Annotated in this window: 10 protein-coding genes and 1 tRNA gene; 3 read left to right on the top strand and 8 right to left on the bottom strand. The window is 44.3% G+C overall.

What is annotated here, in order from left to right; translation table 11 throughout:
• Positions 1-60: 60 nt before the first annotated feature.
• From bcsN to ACZ1GZ_RS05555, 5 genes are all read right to left on the bottom strand, one after another.
• Positions 61-3,102 carry a cellulose biosynthesis protein BcsN gene (gene bcsN / locus ACZ1GZ_RS05575; protein WP_472667485.1) on the bottom strand — a complete coding sequence of 1,014 codons (3,042 nt, stop codon included), beginning with the start codon at positions 3,100-3,102 and terminating at the stop codon, positions 61-63.
• Positions 3,102-5,483, bottom strand: a complete 2,382-nt coding sequence (locus tag ACZ1GZ_RS05570) for a cellulose biosynthesis cyclic di-GMP-binding regulatory protein BcsB (protein WP_472667484.1) — start codon at positions 5,481-5,483, stop codon at positions 3,102-3,104. The genes bcsN and ACZ1GZ_RS05570 overlap by 1 nt, the downstream gene beginning before the upstream one ends.
• A complete protein-coding gene (gene bcsA / locus ACZ1GZ_RS05565; RefSeq protein WP_472667483.1) occupies positions 5,470-7,725 on the bottom strand; it encodes a UDP-forming cellulose synthase catalytic subunit in 2,256 nt (751 codons plus the stop codon). Before bcsA ends, ACZ1GZ_RS05570 begins: the two co-directional genes overlap by 14 nt.
• 283 nt (positions 7,726-8,008) lie before the next feature.
• A tRNA-His gene (locus ACZ1GZ_RS05560) sits at positions 8,009-8,085 on the bottom strand.
• 173 nt (positions 8,086-8,258) lie between these two features.
• A complete protein-coding gene (locus ACZ1GZ_RS05555) occupies positions 8,259-8,735 on the bottom strand; it encodes a phasin family protein (RefSeq protein WP_472667482.1) in 477 nt (158 codons plus the stop codon).
• 239 nt (positions 8,736-8,974) lie between these two features.
• Between ACZ1GZ_RS05555 and ACZ1GZ_RS05550 the strand changes: the two genes are divergently transcribed.
• Positions 8,975-12,493 carry an ATP-binding protein gene (locus tag ACZ1GZ_RS05550; RefSeq protein ID WP_472667481.1) on the top strand — a complete coding sequence of 1,173 codons (3,519 nt, stop codon included), beginning with the start codon at positions 8,975-8,977 and terminating at the stop codon, positions 12,491-12,493.
• A gap of 184 nt (positions 12,494-12,677) precedes the next feature.
• Here ACZ1GZ_RS05550 and ACZ1GZ_RS05545 read toward each other — a convergent pair whose 3' ends face one another.
• Positions 12,678-13,304 (bottom strand): CoA transferase subunit B, encoded by a 627-nt coding sequence (locus ACZ1GZ_RS05545; RefSeq protein WP_472668239.1) that lies wholly within the window; start codon positions 13,302-13,304, stop codon positions 12,678-12,680.
• Between the two features lie 17 nt (positions 13,305-13,321).
• A complete protein-coding gene (locus tag ACZ1GZ_RS05540; RefSeq protein WP_472667480.1) occupies positions 13,322-14,017 on the bottom strand; it encodes a CoA transferase subunit A in 696 nt (231 codons plus the stop codon).
• Positions 14,018-14,242: 225 nt separating this feature from the next.
• Here ACZ1GZ_RS05540 and ACZ1GZ_RS05535 point away from each other — a divergent pair, with 225 nt between their 5' ends.
• Complete coding sequence (locus ACZ1GZ_RS05535) at positions 14,243-16,132, top strand: AsmA family protein (RefSeq protein WP_472667479.1); 1,890 nt, start codon at positions 14,243-14,245, stop codon at positions 16,130-16,132.
• Positions 16,133-16,199: 67 nt separating this feature from the next.
• Positions 16,200-16,442, top strand: coding sequence for a DUF6460 domain-containing protein (locus tag ACZ1GZ_RS05530; protein ID WP_472667478.1), 243 nt, complete (start codon positions 16,200-16,202; stop codon positions 16,440-16,442).
• Positions 16,443-16,457: 15 nt separating this feature from the next.
• On the opposite strand, the gene ACZ1GZ_RS05525 is transcribed toward ACZ1GZ_RS05530, so the two are convergent.
• Positions 16,458-17,873, bottom strand: a complete 1,416-nt coding sequence (locus ACZ1GZ_RS05525; protein ID WP_472667477.1) for a helix-turn-helix domain-containing protein — start codon at positions 17,871-17,873, stop codon at positions 16,458-16,460.
• Between the last annotated feature and the right edge of the window lie 80 nt (positions 17,874-17,953).

The following is a 17,953-nucleotide window of genomic DNA, read 5'->3' as shown; positions in this document are numbered from 1 at the left end:
ATTTGCCTCCCGGTCTACCAAACGTGCTGACGTTTGGCCTCACGGATTTCAATTTTTCACTTAATTTGGCAACGGTATCTTCGGTGCAGTTGGATCGACCACAAAACTTTCAGCCACTTTGATTTTACGCGTGGTCGCAACAGGTGTTGAACCATCAAGCTCAGTCGGCAATAAAACACGAGGTCCTTCTGGTACCGTCACAGCTTGACGCTTGGTCTTGATCACTTTTGCGCGTGTCTTGGTTTTCACCTTTACAGGCTTGGGTGCAATAACAGGTTGCGCAATCGAAGCAACTGGTTGTTTTGAATATCCCGCACCTTCTGCAAATCGCAGGATTTCAAGCGAAGCTGATGTCACTTCTTTGATGCGGAAACCATCCATTAACACCAATAACTGTTCGGTCGTTTTCGTTGGATGACAATATCTCACACGTACCTTGGATGCATATTTGGGCTGCAGGAAGCGTTGAAAATCAACCAAATCCTTTCGCGTGACATTTCTGACTACTTGCCATGCATAAATGCAGTTTCCATCAATTTTGGACTTGCCATATGCATAGCCATAAATTCCATGCAAATTTTCACGAGGCGTTTGATCGATACTCATTTTCATGGTCGGGAAAAAACGTTTCATTTCGCTCACGATCTGGCGTCGTGTCGGCGCTTGATAATAGTCCCGATTGCTAGATGTTTTTGCAACATCTACGATAATCTGGTTTTCCCCACCGCCATATCCATAATTAGGATAAAGCACAGTTTGGTGTACACGATTGTTACCAGATGATTGGCGAACCGATGAAATCGGGCCGGCGATACTTGGCAAATAGGCAACCGCATATAAAGGGTCAACCTCACTCGCAAGTGTCGGAGCAACAGCTTTGGTAGAGCTTGTTACAATGCTTTTGTCTGTTGTCATTGAGCATGCTGTTAATGGCAGCATCAATGCTAAAGTCAGGCTTAATTTCTTCATGAAATTAACTTCCCCTCCTGTCATCACAATTCCGTGCGACGCATGGCTATCTCGCAAATGCATATTTAATCTGCGGAAAATCGAATTCGCTTCATTCGGGTAACCAAGATGGTGGTAGGCCCACCCCCGCATAAGCGTTAGATCTCTCGGTTCATTCACCAATTTAGCGCGCGCATCTAGTGCAGCTAACGTGCGATCATATTGTTTGATATCAAATGAAGAGCGCGCTCGTTGGAAATAGATTTCCGAAAACAACTCAGTTTGTCGTTTTGTCGACAAAGGATAGGTTCGCAACAAGCTCTCCGCATCATCCGTTAATCGCGTTCTTAAAAGTGATAATGCGCGTCCGTAAACGGCGTCATCCATCACCTTGCCGCTGCCGGAGCCACGCATAGCCTGCGCGAATGAGTTTTCCGCCTCTGTCACACGCGACATGGCAAGATAACACCATCCTCTGATCAACCAAGCGTTTGCGGTTAATCCGTTGGAAGACAAGCGATCAATTTCTTGCAAACAAGATTTATAATCTTTGCGCTCGAAATGCTTAATATAGCTTGTTTTCACAGATCGCTTTGGTTTTGCAATCGCTGCAGCTTTTCGCGCTTTTGGCGGGCTGGCTTTAACGACTTCTGTCCAGATATCAGGATATATATCGACATAGTCTTGCTTTAGTTCCGCATAATCTGTTTTACGCCCAAGTCTCAGTAAGGTCAGCGCCAAGCCCTTAACCCGATCTGAATTTTCATCCCAATCAATGGCTTTTGAAAACCAAGCGTATGCTGCATCAAATTGGCGCGAATTGTAAGCATACCAACCCAATACTTCAGAATGCTCCGGAGAGCTTGTTTCCAAAATTGCTGTTGTATAGGCAAGAACAATATCTTCTGTTATCGACCCACGTTTTGGCTTTGCAAATTTTGGCGATAATACATTCATCAAGAAGATCGGATCATCAGCCAGATTTGGCAAATGCGTGCGCGCAAATTTATATGCTTTTTGATTCAGATCCTGACGGGAAAGCGATAAGTAATAACCCTTCGCATTTTGTGCATTAGGGTCAAGCTTCATCGCTTTTTCAAACAGTGGCTCGGCTAATCCCGGCTGCTCAAGCTTAAGCTGATACCAGCCTAAAAGCGATAAATCAGATGCTATATCACCTTTCATCGCGTTGTCGGTAAGTTGGCGAATATCAAAACTTGAGACCGTCGAAACATCGCTCTCGCTTGCATTGAAATCCGCAATGGATTTGCGCACAAGATCAACCTTCAGCATTTCTATACCAGGCACTTGGCTTGGCACCGTCCAAAGGCTTGTCATAACTCGTCTGATTTCAACCGCAGGAAAATCACGCACTGCTTTTTGCAATGTCACCAATAAATGTGCATCTGTTAAACGATGTTGCGGCTCACGGAAGAACAATCCTTTATAGGCGCGCACCAATGGTGCTTTTTCTTCCAAATTCGAATACGCATCGATCAATGTCCAAACCAGATCTACATCCGTTTCGATTTTGGGGTCGATTGATTGACCAACGCTGACAACGCCTATCCAATCCTCAACACGAGCTAATTCAACCATTTGAATGCGTTGCTTTTTGCGCGCTAGTTTGGTCGAAAAATCTTCTGTTGGTTTCCATTTCGGATCTTCTGTTTTTCGGCGTACGATTTCCGCGTCAATTCCAGTGAAGTCATCAATGGCGAACATATCCCACAATGGCTGTTCGTTCGGCACCAATTTTTGAGCCGTTACGTATAGATCTGCTGGTGCTGTAAACCCTGGATGAAGCACTTGCAGGCGCGCAATTTCAGCGTCCACACGCTCATGTTGTCGCTGTTTTGCATAGTAATAAAGCGCTGATAAATCCGCATCCGCAAATGCATATTGTTGGACAGGTTCTACAACCGGTTTTTTCTCAACAACTGGTGTCACTGTTGCTTGCGGCACAAGCGTGTGAGTTTCACTTCCACCCATAATTGGTGTTTGCAAATTGAGTGGTTGCCGATTGGCAAATAAGCTTTCCTGAACGATCAATTCCGTCCCATCATTTGCGGATGCAAATGAGAAAGGCAGCGTTGAAAACGCGAGCGCAAATACGGAAGCTCTTAAAGCATTTGATAGGATTTTTGTTCTCATTATTCTTCCGTTCTTACGCCAGCTTTAGGTATTGTGCGACCGAGCCAAACAGCAAAAAATGCGAAAAATGCCACGATTAGGACGATATAGACTATGAAATTATCCGAGAACCAAGCGGCAGCTAACCGCCTTAAATTACTCGGTGATTTATCGGTTAACGCATGCACTTTGTAATTTGACGGCAATTGTGCACTGATCTGTTTTGAACGCAAATCGACAGTTACATCCGACCCTTTTACCTGAGACCAAATATCCGGTTCCGCAAGAATTAACGATGCACGAACAACGTCTTCCGGGGTGTCTGCTGCAAGCCATGTTACGACAGAATTATTCTGATCATCTAAAGTCTGCACCAGATTTGCTTTGCGCCCGTCAATGTCACCAGTGACACCCTCATCAATGGTTGGCTCATATTTAAGCCAAGATTGGAAGCGATGTGATAATTCATCAAACTTTTGTTTTATCACGGCTGATGTTGAAAGCTCAGTCGCCGTTTTCTGTGTTTTATGACGAAACGCCTGCAACAAATCTTCAGGTGTCGCTTGAGTTACTTTTGGCAGTGCAATGGTTTCAACACTTGCCGTTGTGATCAAGTCTGGCAACCAATCTGCATCATGGAATTTGATGCGATAGGATACCTGCTCTGGTTCGTCACTTACGCGTGGACCCGATTGAATAAAGGCACGACGCGGCGCGATCACAAGCTTGTTTTCACGATCTGAATTGTCCGGGCGGCCCAACAAAACTTGCGCATTTAACGGCACACCCGATGCAATACTCATTTTGCTCATCATGGTGAGTGCTGCGGACAAAGTGCGACTATCAGCGTGAACAGCATAGATGTTCAATCGCTCATCATTGCGATAAGGATAGGCCGTCCCCGCAAATACTGACAAATCGGGCAACCTCGAAATGCGGGCAAGCTGCGGCACTCGAATTTCAGTGTTCTCAAGCAGAATGAAACGCGGTGCAGTCTCATCGCGTTCACTGTAAACGCATGCCTCATCGCTAGCTTTCTCTAATTCAGCCAAAATTTCAATCTGATTTCGCCCTGGTCTGAACGCACGCATTGGCAATTCAATTCGGCGATCTTCAAACACCTCACCATCGGTGTCCCGCATTGGTAAACTGGTTACAATTTGACCGTTTACGCGCACCAGTAATTGCGATTGGGGATTTAATCCTGGTGACGTTGCTGCATGCAATCCTAAATCAATTGTTGCATATTCAGCCGGATAAAAATCAGCTGGAAGCACAAGATCAAAATTCGTTCTGAACAATCGACCAGAGAATGAACGCGCGGTGTACCCGGCTTGTCCAAGAGTATAGACCCCGCCCGCATCGGCTTTGATTTCCATATGCTTCTCATGCGAAATCGCAGCATCAAGCATTGGCTTAAGTTCACCACGAATACCTGCTAGCAACTGAGCTGTTGCCTGACCAATTGACGGAGCTTTTAGCACCACAGCAACACGTCTTGCATCCTGGGTTTGAACCACTGACAAACCGTGTTTTGCATTTGCGGCAGCTGGATAATTTAGATCTGGTCGATCCATTGCTGCGAGATAAACGTCGATCCCCGGGCCAATACCCGATTTATCTGAAACTGTTACGGCTATGTCGTCTCTGCCCAAAGCCAGTGAGAGGGTTTGAACAAGAGGTAACGTCGCATTTAAATCGCCGATACCAGAGTTTTCAGGAAGAACCAAACGCAGGTCTGTTAAGCCATTTTCCGAACGACCGATCATCTTTAGTGACTTCAGGTCCGAGAATGTAAACTCGTCTTCCGTCAAAAAGCCTGAATTCATAAAGTCTATTTCGGTCCACAATTCATATGTCGCTTCTAACGAACAATCCACGCGATGGCGCTGAATTGCTTGAACCTCGACGACATTAGTACCATCAACCAACGCATTGGCTGGTATTAAGAATTTATGCGATGAAAATTCTGATGAAGACGCAATCGGAAACTTACCAACGGGATAACCATTGACCTTTATATTCAAGCTCGAAGCTTCAGGCATAACGGAAACCGCGTTTTTATACGAAATCACCAACTCGCCGATGGTGCCAGCTTTATCCATATCATGTTGGAATGTGAAACGCCCCAAAGCATCCTCACCCTCGAGTTTGAAACGCGAACGAGGTTGATCAAACGCAATTAAAGTCGGGTTTGCGACCGCATCTTCAAGCGCCAAAGCTGGCTGACGGGTGGTCATGATAAAGTTTTCCGTTTGCGTAAACGGAGACTTTGAAAGACCATTTTTTGGCGCCGCATCGTTTGAAAACAAGCTTTGCGCCATGATAGGTGAAATGGCCGTGCCCACGCTAATTGCAGTATAGGCACCAGCTATCAGCAATTTATGTTTAAGCTTCTGCACGGTTGGCTCCCATGGGTTGCGCCATCGGCATAACTTTGCCGGGAATTTGCGCATTATTCTCTTTCACCGTAATTGGCGCATCTTCAGCGGATTGAACTGGCGGTGTTTTTCCAAAACCAACCAGATAAGCAAATGCTCTGATTGTCTCGGTTACGCTGCGTTTAGCAAACACCCAAGACCCGGTCAGAATGTTCTGGCGAACCTGACGGCGATTAATTCGTTCTTGCAAGATTTCCTGATCAGAATACATCACTTCAGCAATTGCCATAAATACTTCAGGCGTGCGTACAGTATAGGCAAATCCGTAGTGGTTCTCACCTTCAACAACACTGCCGCTGCGAATGATAACAGGGAACTTTACTTGCTTGCCTGCTCGACGAACTTCAACTTCGCCTTGCCAGTTTGAATCATGTTCAATTTCAGGAACTTCATCCAGGAATTGAACACCAATACCACCGCTGGACGCATCCTTGATAAGAATTGACCAGGTTTTATCCCCTTGTCTCATCAAACCATGACGCTGAACTGGCAGACGCTGGTTGCGACGTAATTCTCTACGTTCTGCAACTACGCCAAGGGCGAGCGCAGCAATTGATAAGTTGATCGCATTCCAACCGGCAACCATTAGCAACAGATCACTCGCCACCGGCTCGGTTAACAAACGCCAGAATGAATATAGTGCAGCGCCTGACAACAGGAAGAAAATTACAAAATATGGCCGTGCCAAAGGCGAGATAAAATTGTTATCAAGTGTAACACCCTTCGCCGTCACATTAAATGTTGGTTTGCGCGGACTTCTGATCACCGATAGAATACTGCCAAATAGCATAACCGATTGAACATATTCATATAATTCAGATATCCAAGGCCAGCGCACCTTCCCGTGAAGATAGCTTTGCATTCCAAATGACGCGATAAGATATGTTAAAGCATAGGCGCAGAATTCCTGAATGTTCGCTTGATAAATCTCGAGTGAGAAAAAGATATATAAAAGCGGCGCAAACATGAAAATAAGGCGCGAGATTGGGAACAACCAAAATAGGTTAATACCGGCATAGCAAAGGCGCTGTGACATTTTCAAACCTTTTGCCAAGAACGGGCGGTTCAAGATCAAAATCTGCAACATACCCTGACACCAGCGCGCACGTTGACCGATAAACGCATCAAATGTTTCAGGTTGAAGGCCCGCAATTAACGGCTTGTTGATATAGACCGAATGCCAACCGTTTGAGTGTAGAGCAAGCGCTGTTTCGCAATCCTCGGTGATTGACTGACCAGCAAAACCACCTGTTGTATCCAATGCTGCACGACGCAAAACTGCACCTGAACCACAGAAGAATGATGCATCCCATTTATCAAGTCCGGTTTGGACGACTGAATAGAACATCTCGTTTTCAGACGGCATATGTTTAAATGTCTGAAGATTTTTCTCAAGCGGATCCGGATTTAAGAAAAAGTGCGGTGTTTGCGCCAGGAACAGTTTTGGATCATCCAAGAAATAAGTCACTGTTTCGCGCATGAATGTTCGAACTGGCGCGTGGTCAGCGTCAAATACGACCACAAGATCACCATTTGTGACCTTAAGCGCTTCATTCATGTTACCGGCTTTGGCGTGTTCATTTCGCTTACGCGTGAGATAGTTTACACCCATCGCCTCGCACAAAGCTTTTAATTGTTCATGACGACGTGTTGCAGCGATGGCTTTTTGAGGGTCTTTATCTGCACGCTTTTGTTCAGTACCACCATCATCTAAAAGCCAAATTTTAAGTTTCTCTTTTGGATAGACCATAGATTTGGCCGCAGCGAGCGTACCTGCAAGCAATTCTGGATCTTCATTATATGTTGGAACGAAAACATCGACTGTTGGCAGATCTTCGATCTTCTTTAAAGGTGGTGTTTTGCGCTTAAGCGGATCAGACAACATAAAGAAGCTGATGCCCAACATCACAAGGCAGTACATTTCGGCAATGTAAAGGATGAAGCCTGGAATAAAGTTTGCTGGCTCAGAAATACTCGGCAGCGTTTCAGTGCTGCGCCAAAAACCGTAGCGGATGGCCAAAATCGCACAGAATGTAAATGTAACTAAACGGAAGACTTTGTTGTCAGGCCTGCTCATAGCAAAAAACATCACGCCAAGAGATGCGAAGCTTAGCACCAATTGCGCCTGCAAGCTCATCGGAAGCCAAAGCAGAAAAATACCTAATACACCAGCAATGACAGCCGAAACCCATGCTAATTTCATGTGGCTGTAACCTCACAATAACACAACAAAACTCCCGCCTCATGCGGTTTGCTCCTCATGGAACGTGGCTAATATATGAGTTAAAAGGTTGCCGATTTCCTAAACACTTCATTTACTTTGGCGAATTCCAATTGCATGGTTAACTTATTGTAAATTCGCCGAGAAACCGGGCTTAATGTTGAAAAATATGATTAATTTTGAGCCAATTCGTCCAAAACATATAGGTTATGTTAACCACAATACCGGGTGATGTTTAATGTATTTGGGAGGAATTGTTAAGAAATGGTACGGTTGGGTGGATTTGAACCACCGACCTCCGGATCCACAATCCGGCGCTCTAACCAGCTGAGCTACAACCGCACAAAGTTCACTTTTACTGCGAACTTTGGTGACATACGTCTCTCGTACAAAATTTGCAAGTCTTCAATTAATTTTCTTTGAGAAAACTTTGCATAGTTACTGACTTTTTTCGATAGATACGAAAAAGGGCGAGGTAAATTACCCCGCCCTCACGCAAATTATGCACTCAAAACTTACTTGAAAGATTTAAATGACTTCTCAGCAACTTCTTTAACTGGTGCAGACACGTCTTGCGCCATTTTAGTTGAAGCTTCCTGGAATGTCTTAAGTTGTGATGTCACAACTTCTGTTTGCTCGCGTACAAAAGTAGACTGCAATTCGATCATTTCAGCGACAGATTTTACACCCATCAACTTTTCAAAATGAGAAATTGAGCTTTTAAGGTTTGTTTGTGCAACGTCAATTGCTTTCATGCCTAGCTCAGCGCCTTCTGTTTTTGCTGTATCCATTGCAGCTTCCATTGCTTTGGTCGCATCATCAGAAGCAACTTTGATTTTTTCAAAGTTCTCTTTTGCTTGCTCTAGGTTTGTTTCAGCAGCTTTGCGGTATGTTTCTGAGACCTTGTTCAGGTCAAATGCGACAACATTATCGCTTGCAGCTGGTGTTTCTACTTTTGCTTCGACTGTTTTTGTGGCTTTCTTCGCAACCATAATATGCTCCATTAATTGTGTTTAACGGTTCTGATGAGCAAAGTGCTCTCATAAACTTGCCTATTATATAGTACATCTTATTGTGCATTGCAACATTTTTGTTGCGGTGCACAAAATTAACCTTTTTTTAATAAATGACCGCCGCAAACCCCGGTATTTATGGACCTTGTGATAACAACACGATAGTAATTGGCTGAGTAACGAGTAATAAGACGTAAGAAAGTCGGTTAGGTTTTAATATGACGGACATTTTGTATCCATTTATCGATTTGGCAGTTCATGCCGCAATTCGCGACCGCTTCACCGATGGTGATGCGTTGGCAATTGTATCGACCGACTTTAATGCGATTATCTGGACAAACGGACCTGCTGCGAAACTCTTTAATCACAAAACGATCTATGACTTTATGGATGATGGTTTTATTGACAGCAAGAAAACACGCAAGAAACTCCGTGAAACGGCACAACAGCTGATCGCAAATGATGTCATTAAAAGCGCCAATTTACAAATTTTGCCGACAAAAAAAGGCAATGAATTAGATCTAACACTTGAATTGATCACGCTGCCGCAGGGTGAGCAGGCCATTTTAGTTATTGTGAATACTGATAAAGCATCGGCGCGCGGTATTTTTGATGTTGATCACATCATTTCTGGATTTGATGATGAGGAAACTTGCGTTGCCGTCCTGGGAAAACAGGGCCAGATCTTGGGTGCGACGGAACAGTTTTATGCGCTAGATGTTTCGCTGTCAGAACGCCGAGCAATGAGCGAAGATGTTTCAACGGAAGACGATCGTCTCATCAAGCGCCGTTTAAAAACTGCGAAAGGTGATTTACCTGCTGCAATTGGCCACTTATCAGAAAATCCGGACATGTATTTGTTGTTTGCAATCGACGATACTGTAGCTGACGAAACGCTGGGCAATGGTGAAATTTCTGAGGATGAAGTTGAAAACAACGACGAGTTTCACACGACTTTGAGCTCTATTGATACATCTGAAGACAGCCCCACTGTGGAAGCTGATTTGGTTGCAGACATGGAACCTGACACGGATGCCAATGAGGAGGATCCCATTGCTGCGTTTCTTCAACAGGATGAGACAGTTGATGCATCAGATGCAGGTGAACTACCCAGCGAAACCAATTTGAGAATTGTACCAACACCTGATGGGGCTTCGGTTGAGAATGAGCCATCAGAGACGACAAGCGAAGATAACCTTGAAAAAGCTCAAGAAAACTTTAAATTTGAACGTCAACAACGGGCAGTGCGTTTTGTTTGGAAAACAGATGCTGCAGGTATTTTCACTGAGATTTCACCGGAACTTGGTGAAGCAATTGGTCCAAATGCAGCTGACATATTAGGTCGCCGTTTTGCTGACGTAGCATTGGTGTTTAATCTGAACCCTAGCGAAGAAATTGTCGATCTTATACGTCGTCGCGACACCTGGTCTGGAAAAACAGTCATGTGGCCTGTTCAGGGAACTGATCTTTCTGTGCCAGTTGATCTAGCTGCGCTCCCAACTTACACGAGAGATAGGTTGTTTGATGGCTATCGTGGTTTTGGCATTGCGCGCCTTCAAGAGGCAACACCAGACCCTCAATCCATTGGCTTTGCGCTCACAAGTGGTTCTTATGACGAGACAATTGAGACAGTAGAAAACACGCCAAAGTCCATTGTTGAAGCTCAAGATTTGACCCAGAGTTCTGACACTGAAACCGAAGAAACGCCTCTTAACGACGAGGATTTGCACACTAAAACTTCAGTTGACATCAACGAAGATCCATTCCGTGGCGAAGTGCCGGCGGTTGAGCCAACTGATACACCAAAGCGTCGCTCATCTGATAAGATTGATCAGCTAGAAGAATTGCATAACGAAGCACGCGCTGAACTTACCGAGGAAGAGAAAGACGCTTTCTTGGAAATTCGAAAGCAGCTAAGCGGAATTGGTGCAAATTCAGAACATAAGAATACATATAGCGAGCAATCAGATTTCAGCGATGTCGACGACGAAATCACATCAAGCTTTATTGACCCATCTGATGAGTTGTCATCAGATGATACTGAACAGTTAGATGAACCTTTCAATGAAAGCGAAACTGCGGATTTAGCGGCGCTAGACGATCAGACTTCGAACGTTTCTGATTTGGAAGATACAGCACCCATTGCAGATGACAATAATTTAGCTTCAGATGACCAAGCAGAGCATGATGACATTGCGGTTGCAGAAGATAATGAAACTTTTGATGAAAACAACGCAACTGATGAGATTGCAAATATTACGCCCGCTTTAATCGTCTATGATAGCGAAAACTTGCTATTTGCGAACGAAACCTTTTTTGGTATCACGGGTTATGAAGATCTTGAAGAGTTGAAGGATTTAGGTGGTATCGACTTCTTACTGGGTAATGATGATAGCCAGGAATTAGACGAACTTGATGCAGATCCTATTGAAGTCGACCATGCTATTCGTACTGCAGATGGCACGACGGTCCCAGTTGATCTAAGATTGCGATCAACTGAATGGAATGATGAAAAAGTTCTCGAACTTAGCTTTACACTATCAGATGCAACGCAGGAAGAGCATTTAGCGGATTCTAAGCTGGTTGTTGATGATGAATTGGTGGAAGAAAACGAACGCCTAAAGCTCAAAATTTCTGATCTTGCATCCATTTTGGAAACAGCAACAGATGGTGTTGTGATCATTGATCGCGAGAGTAAAATTCAGTCTTTGAATGCTTCGGCGTCAGCACTGTTTGACTACAATTCAGATGATGCAATTGGCAAACCATTTGCGATGTTGTTCGCTGCTGAAAGCCAAAATTCTGTATTAGATTATGTCAATGCAATGTCAGGCCCCGGGGTAACTAGCCTTTTAAATGATGGGCGCGAAATCATTGGGCGCGTTTCAACAGGTGGCACAATGCCACTTTCCATGACGATGGGACGCCTTTCAGGTTCTGATGGTTATTGTGCTGTGTTGCGTGATATTAGTCATGCAAAAAACACAGAGGAAGAACTGCAATCGGCTAAATCGCAAGCTGAGTCGGCAAGTTCACACAAAACTGATTTCTTAGCTCGTGTTAGTCACGAGATCAGAACACCATTAAATGCGATCATTGGTTTTTCTGATTTGATCGCTCAGGAACGTTTTGGACCTGTTGGGCATCCAAGATATAATGAATACGCACATGATATCAGCAAGTCTGGACGTCATGTTTTAGATATCGTCAATGATCTCTTGGACATTTCAAAAATTGAAGCAGGTCAGCAAGATCTCGACTTTCAAGCGGTATCACTTAATGATGAGATCACTGAATCTTTGTCATTGATGCAGCAAATTGCTAACGAAAACCGCGTTATTGTGCGCTCAAGCCTGCCATCCAATGTACCATCCGTTGTTGCAGATAAGCGTTCTATCAAGCAGATTTTGCTCAACATTTTGTCAAACTCCATTCGCTTTACACCAGCTGGTGGACAGATTGTTGTTTCAAGTTCGCTTGAAGCATCTGGCAATGTTTTGTTACGCATCCGCGATAATGGGGTGGGTATGAACCGTGCAGAATTGGAACGCGCCATGCAGCCGTTTGGTCAGGTTGGCCAAGAAACTCGCCAACGTGGCGAGGGCACAGGATTAGGCCTACCGCTCACACGGGCGATGACTGAAGCCAATCGGGCTAATTTCGATATTGTTTCCGCCCCAGGTGAAGGCACATTAGTGACCATTAATTTCCCACCGCAACGCGTGCTGACTGAATAGTCAGCGTATCAAGCAAATTTAGATAAAAAAAGGGGTCCATTTCTGGACCCCGATAAATTTGACAAGCATTCATGACAGCATTTTTAAAATGCTAAGGGGAATATACGGGTTAGACCTTATAAAGCCGCTAACTTAATCATTCAAATTTGAACAAACTAGCCAAATCATTGATTTAATTAGATAATTAAACCAGTTTTGCTTCTGTTGAAGCCTTAACCTCTTCCTCAGTAACGCCATCTGCAAGCTCAACGAGCTTTAAACCGCCTTCAACAACATCGAACACACCTAAATTAGTGATGATGCGATCAACAACTCCCTGCCCTGTTAAAGGCAGCGTGCAGTTTCTAAGAAGTTTTGATTCACCTTTTTTATTGGTATGATCCATGACCACAACAACTCGGCCAACACCTGCGACGAGATCCATAGCGCCGCCCATACCCTTAATGAGCTTACCTGGGATCATCCAGTTTGCCAGATCACCATTTTCAGCAACTTCCATCGCACCCAAAATCGCCATAGCGATTTTGCCGCCTCGGATCATGCCAAAACTCTGCGCTGAATCAAAATAAGCTGTTTGCGGCAATTCAGTGATTGTCTGTTTACCGGCATTGATCAAATCTGCATCGATATTTTCTTCAGTTGGAAAAGGTCCCATTCCCAACATTCCATTTTCAGACTGAAGCGTGACTTCAATGCCTTCCGGAATATAATTCGCAACAAGCGTTGGAATACCGATACCCAAATTCACATACCAACCATCTTGTAGTTCTTTTGCTGCACGTGCAGCCATCTGATTACGATCCCACATAATAATATCCTTACTTTTAACTAGGCTGCGCTGACTGTGCGTTGTTCGATGCGTTTTTCATGTTCACCTTGGATAAGGCGATGCACATAGATACCCGGCAAGTGGATTGAATCAGGATCAAGTGAACCAGTTGGAACAATTTCTTCAACTTCCGCAATACAAATTTTGCCACACATCGCAGCAGGAGGATTAAAGTTACGCGCTGTTTTTCTAAAGACGAGGTTTCCAGTCTCATCAGCTTTCCATGCTTTGACAATGGAAAGATCTGCAAAAATGCCTTCTTCTAGAATGTATGTTTCACCGTTGAATTCTTTGTGCTCTTTGCCATCTGCGATAACTGTGCCGACACCGGTTTTTGTGTAAAAGCCCGGAATGCCACAGCCAGCAGAACGCATGCGCTCGGCAAGTGTTCCTTGCGGCGCAAATTCAAGCTCAAGCTCACCGGAAAGGTATTGACGCATGAATTCAGCATTTTCACCGACATAAGAAGAGATCATTTTTTTAACCTGACGGGATTCCAGCAAAATACCAAGGCCAAAACCATCAACGCCTGCGTTGTTGGACGCAAATGTTAGGTCCTTGGCACCATCTTCGCGAATGGCTTGAATTAATAATTCAGGAATACCGCAGAGCCCAAAACCTCCGGCAGCAATTGTTAAGCCATCTTGCAACAATCCATCTAATGCATCATTGGCTGTCTTATATATTTTCTTCATTCGTCTTCCTCGGTTCTCAAACAGTTCAAGACCCTAACCGTGACCAAAGATCGGCTAAAGTGTTGTGCTTGCTATCATGCATAGCGGTTTTTTTTCGTATTTCCAGTCCTAAATCGATTAATTGCAACCGTGTGCAAAATTTATTTTATATTGTTCTGAACTTTTGCCTTTTGTCATGCTAGAAAATGCGCAAATAATGAACTGCGGTTATGTATGGGGTTTTCCTTGCCAATTTGGAGCAAAAATAAACTGTTTAAACGATTAAGTTTGCTGATTGCGGGCTTAGTCGCTTTGTCGATGATGATATGGTTTGCGCTTCCCTACATGATCTCAACTGATCTAGTACGAGATCGCTTTAGAACCGAGATTTCAAATGTGGTTGGTCATCCAGTCACCTTTGAAAGTAATCCGCAGATCAATCTTTGGCCGCGTGCAAATATTGAAATCAGCAATATTACTATTGGAGATATATCAGACCCTAATTCAGATCCTCTTATGCAGGCTGATCTGTTTTCAGCAGATGTCAGTATTTTTTCTGCCATTTTAGGTGAGCCAAATTTTTCCAATTATCGCTTGGTTCGTCCTTCGGTTAATTTCGAGCTGTATCCAAATGGTAGTTCAAATTGGCTCCCATCAAAAAACATCTTGGGTGGGGAAATCCAAACGCAACAAAGCAGCTTGCTGGTTAGCACTGCAAATGTGAGCGATAAGAATATTCGCGAATTCTTAAATCTGGGAAATCTTGCAATTGAAGGCGGTAGCCTATCTGTCATCACCAATCCTGGCTCAGAACCTGAACGGATCACATCTATAAATGGGCAAGTCGTCTGGAGTGGCGACGATACCCCGTTAGATTTTAATCTTAGTGCGATACTTCGCGGGCAAGAAGTTAATCTTGATGGGCGAAACGAAAAACCGTTGTCATTTTTAGCAGGTGAGAATGTGGCCGTGAATATCAACATGAATTCCGCCATGTTCAATCTCAACTATATCGGTGATATTGAATTGGGTGAGCGAGTGTTCCTCATGGGAGATATTGTCGCTGACAGCCCATCAGTGAGGCGTGTTTTAGAATGGTCTGGCAGTGAGATCATACCGGGTGCAGCGTTAGGTGAAGTTGAAATTGAAGCGGAAGTATCCGGCTCTTTACATGCTGCGAAATTTAACGACCTTATTATTCGGATCGGTGAAAACAGAGGCCTTGGGATTTTAGATTTTACTTTGCCTGATGATGCTCCACCATTAATTAATGGCACGCTCGCTTTTAATAATCTTGATATAGGTACATTCCTTCGCGCATTTACGCCCATCCCAAAATCAAGCGATGATATTGCTGATACGATCGATACGCGCTTTTTAAAACAGGTGGGTCTGGATTTAAGATTATCAGCGCAATCGGCAAATTTTGGACCGATCGAGATGTCTAATCTGGCAGCGGGCGTTCAGGTTAACCCGGAAATTGCGACTTTTAATATTGGTGATGCTAATGCATATGATGGTCAGATTTTTGCCAAGGTTTCGATCTCAGAAAAGGGTATTGATGGTGGCGGTGAAATCTCTTTCTCCTCGCGAGGGATAAACTTTGCCGACGTGTTTGAAACGTTAAATATCAATGGACCTTTGCCGCGTGGTGTTGGAAACATTGATCTAAAACTGCGCTCAGAGACACCGCTTTGGGCTACCACTGTGTCAGATATAACGGGAAATATCGAGGTTGATATTGGTGAAGGTCTGATACCTGGACTTGATCTTGATCTTGTAAAACAACTTGCAGAAAAGCGTCAGTTTTTCACGCTTGAGGATGTTCAAGGCGGGTCATTTAATTTTGAAACATCGGTGTTGCGCGCTGAAATTGATGGCGGGGTGGCACGCATAGAAACTGCCGAAGTTAATACCAGTGATCAGATTTTGTCCCTGAGCGGAATTGTTCCATTTGCCCAGAGCAGTCTTGCGCTACTTGCAACATTAGGCAACAAATCATTTGATGCTGAAGCAACAGACAATGACGCGGCCCTGTCACCCAATTTATCGCCCCCTCCGTTATCCCTCTTTATTGGTGGTTCCTGGCCAAATCCAATTATGTCGCCTCCCATCCCGGATATGGATTTCCAGTAAAACCGTAGAAAAAACTTGCGAAATTACGTATTTGCGACAACAATTACGGCGAAACATGGTGGGATAAATGCTTCAGGTACTATCTGCAATTTTTAAAATTTGCTTGGCATCATTGATAGCTGGCGCCATTTTATCGGCGCTCAATATCTCAGCATCAGACCTTTTGTCAGATATCGGCTTAACGCCGGAAGATGTATTTGCACTTTTACAACGCGGTGCTGAATGGGCGATCCCAAATTTGGTTCTGGGCTCCATTGTGGTCATACCCATCTGGTTGGTCGCATTCCTTTTCAAGCCACCGCGTAGTTAAGTTGATACTTCGCAATTATTGAAAATCAAACGCGCTTAAACCCGTCACCATTTCATCTAACCCTAACGGCCGTGTGATTGATGGTTCTGCTCGCGAGACGCAGCCTTGGCGCTCACAAACGCGGCATGCAGGCCCAACTTCAAGCTTTTTATCTGTTGACCGATCCGCAAAATAACTAAGTTGATATGCGTGTTCGGATGCGCAACACAACATGATAGCAGTTCTGCGAACCGGATCGTTCATAGATCCTTTTAAACCGTCCACCGTCCGAGCCATCGTTACAAAATTTGCACCATCAACTAGTTCCACCTCATCTATGAAGACCTGACCTGGTAGTGAAAAGGCTGCATATATGCTGTGCTTGGGGCAACTTCCACCAAACTGCGACCTTGGATAACCCTTTGCACCCACGCGTCGCACAATGTTGCCAGCATTATCAACTTCAAGCATAAAATATGGAATGAGCGGCAAGTCCGCGCGTTGCATAGATGTCAGGCGGGTTGCCGCTTGCTCAAAAGAAACATTAAATTGAGCGCTTAACGCATCAACATCATACTCATCACGTTTCGCACTGGCATAAAACTTTCCATAAGGCATTATCATAGCCAATGCCGCATAACGAGATAGTTCATAGCGCGCTAGTCTTATCGCCTCATCGCCTTGCAGATTTAATCCTTCCAATTCTGATTGAATAGGCGTGGCAAGAGCGAGCATGGCAACTTCAATTGCAATCTCTCTCAAGCGATCTTGGGGAGATAATCGGGCTGATAGAAACAGTCTCATTGAATGTCGATCAAGCCGACGACGCAAATTCGGCATCGTTTTTACAGGCAGAATTTTAACACTGATACCATGCTTGGACTTTAACCAATCTCGCAGTGAAACCGTTGGTTCTTCAGACGATATAAACTCTTCACTAAATTTTTCAGCTGCCTCATCAATGCGGCCGTAATAATTCGGACGTTCCTCAAAAACCTGCCGCACAATATCAATAGGAAGCCTAGAGCCTGTTATCTGCGGCCCGCCCTCATTTTTCGCCAACATCGAAGACAAATCGCTTAACCGTTCTTGTTGCTCGCGATAGGCTCTATAAAGTTTGACAATTCCCGAGGCTGCATTTGGCGCTGCATCCGTGATCTCAACCAGTTCTTGATCGCCCGGCAATTCCCCGACGAGCAATGGATCAGCAAAAACTTCCTTAAGCGCGCTTAATGTTCCGGCACCTTCAACCTGCAACTCTTGCGGATCGATTTTATAAACCGAAGATAGTTTAATGATTAAAGGTACAGTTAAAGGTCGTTGATTACGCTCAATCAAATTCAAATAGGACGGCGATATATCTAGATCGGCTGCCATTGAGGTCTGGGTCAATCCTAGCGAATTGCGTATGCGCCTTACTCGCGGGCCTAAAAATACTTTTTGCTCAGCCAATTTTACCTCATTTTACAATTTTTTACTAAATACACCCATACAGAATTTTACAAAATTGACAAGTTTACAAGAACAGATTG

The organism is Lentilitoribacter sp. JB5-8, assembly GCF_055693385.1.
This window is presented reverse-complemented; position numbering and strand designations above follow the sequence as displayed.

What these genes read in the sequence shown, in the direction of transcription:
- bcsN (WP_472667485.1), bottom strand. Translation starts at nt 3,102, where the DNA reads ATGAGAACAAAAATCCTATCAAATGCTTTAAGAGCTTCCGTATTTGCG.
- bcsA (WP_472667483.1), bottom strand. Translation starts at nt 7,725, where the DNA reads ATGAAATTAGCATGGGTTTCGGCTGTCATTGCTGGTGTATTAGGTATT.
- ACZ1GZ_RS05555 (WP_472667482.1), bottom strand. Translation starts at nt 8,735, where the DNA reads ATGGTTGCGAAGAAAGCCACAAAAACAGTCGAAGCAAAAGTAGAAACA.
- ACZ1GZ_RS05550 (WP_472667481.1), top strand. Translation starts at nt 8,975, where the DNA reads ATGACGGACATTTTGTATCCATTTATCGATTTGGCAGTTCATGCCGCA.
- ACZ1GZ_RS05540 (WP_472667480.1), bottom strand. Translation starts at nt 14,017, where the DNA reads ATGAAGAAAATATATAAGACAGCCAATGATGCATTAGATGGATTGTTG.
- ACZ1GZ_RS05530 (WP_472667478.1), top strand. Translation starts at nt 16,200, where the DNA reads ATGCTTCAGGTACTATCTGCAATTTTTAAAATTTGCTTGGCATCATTG.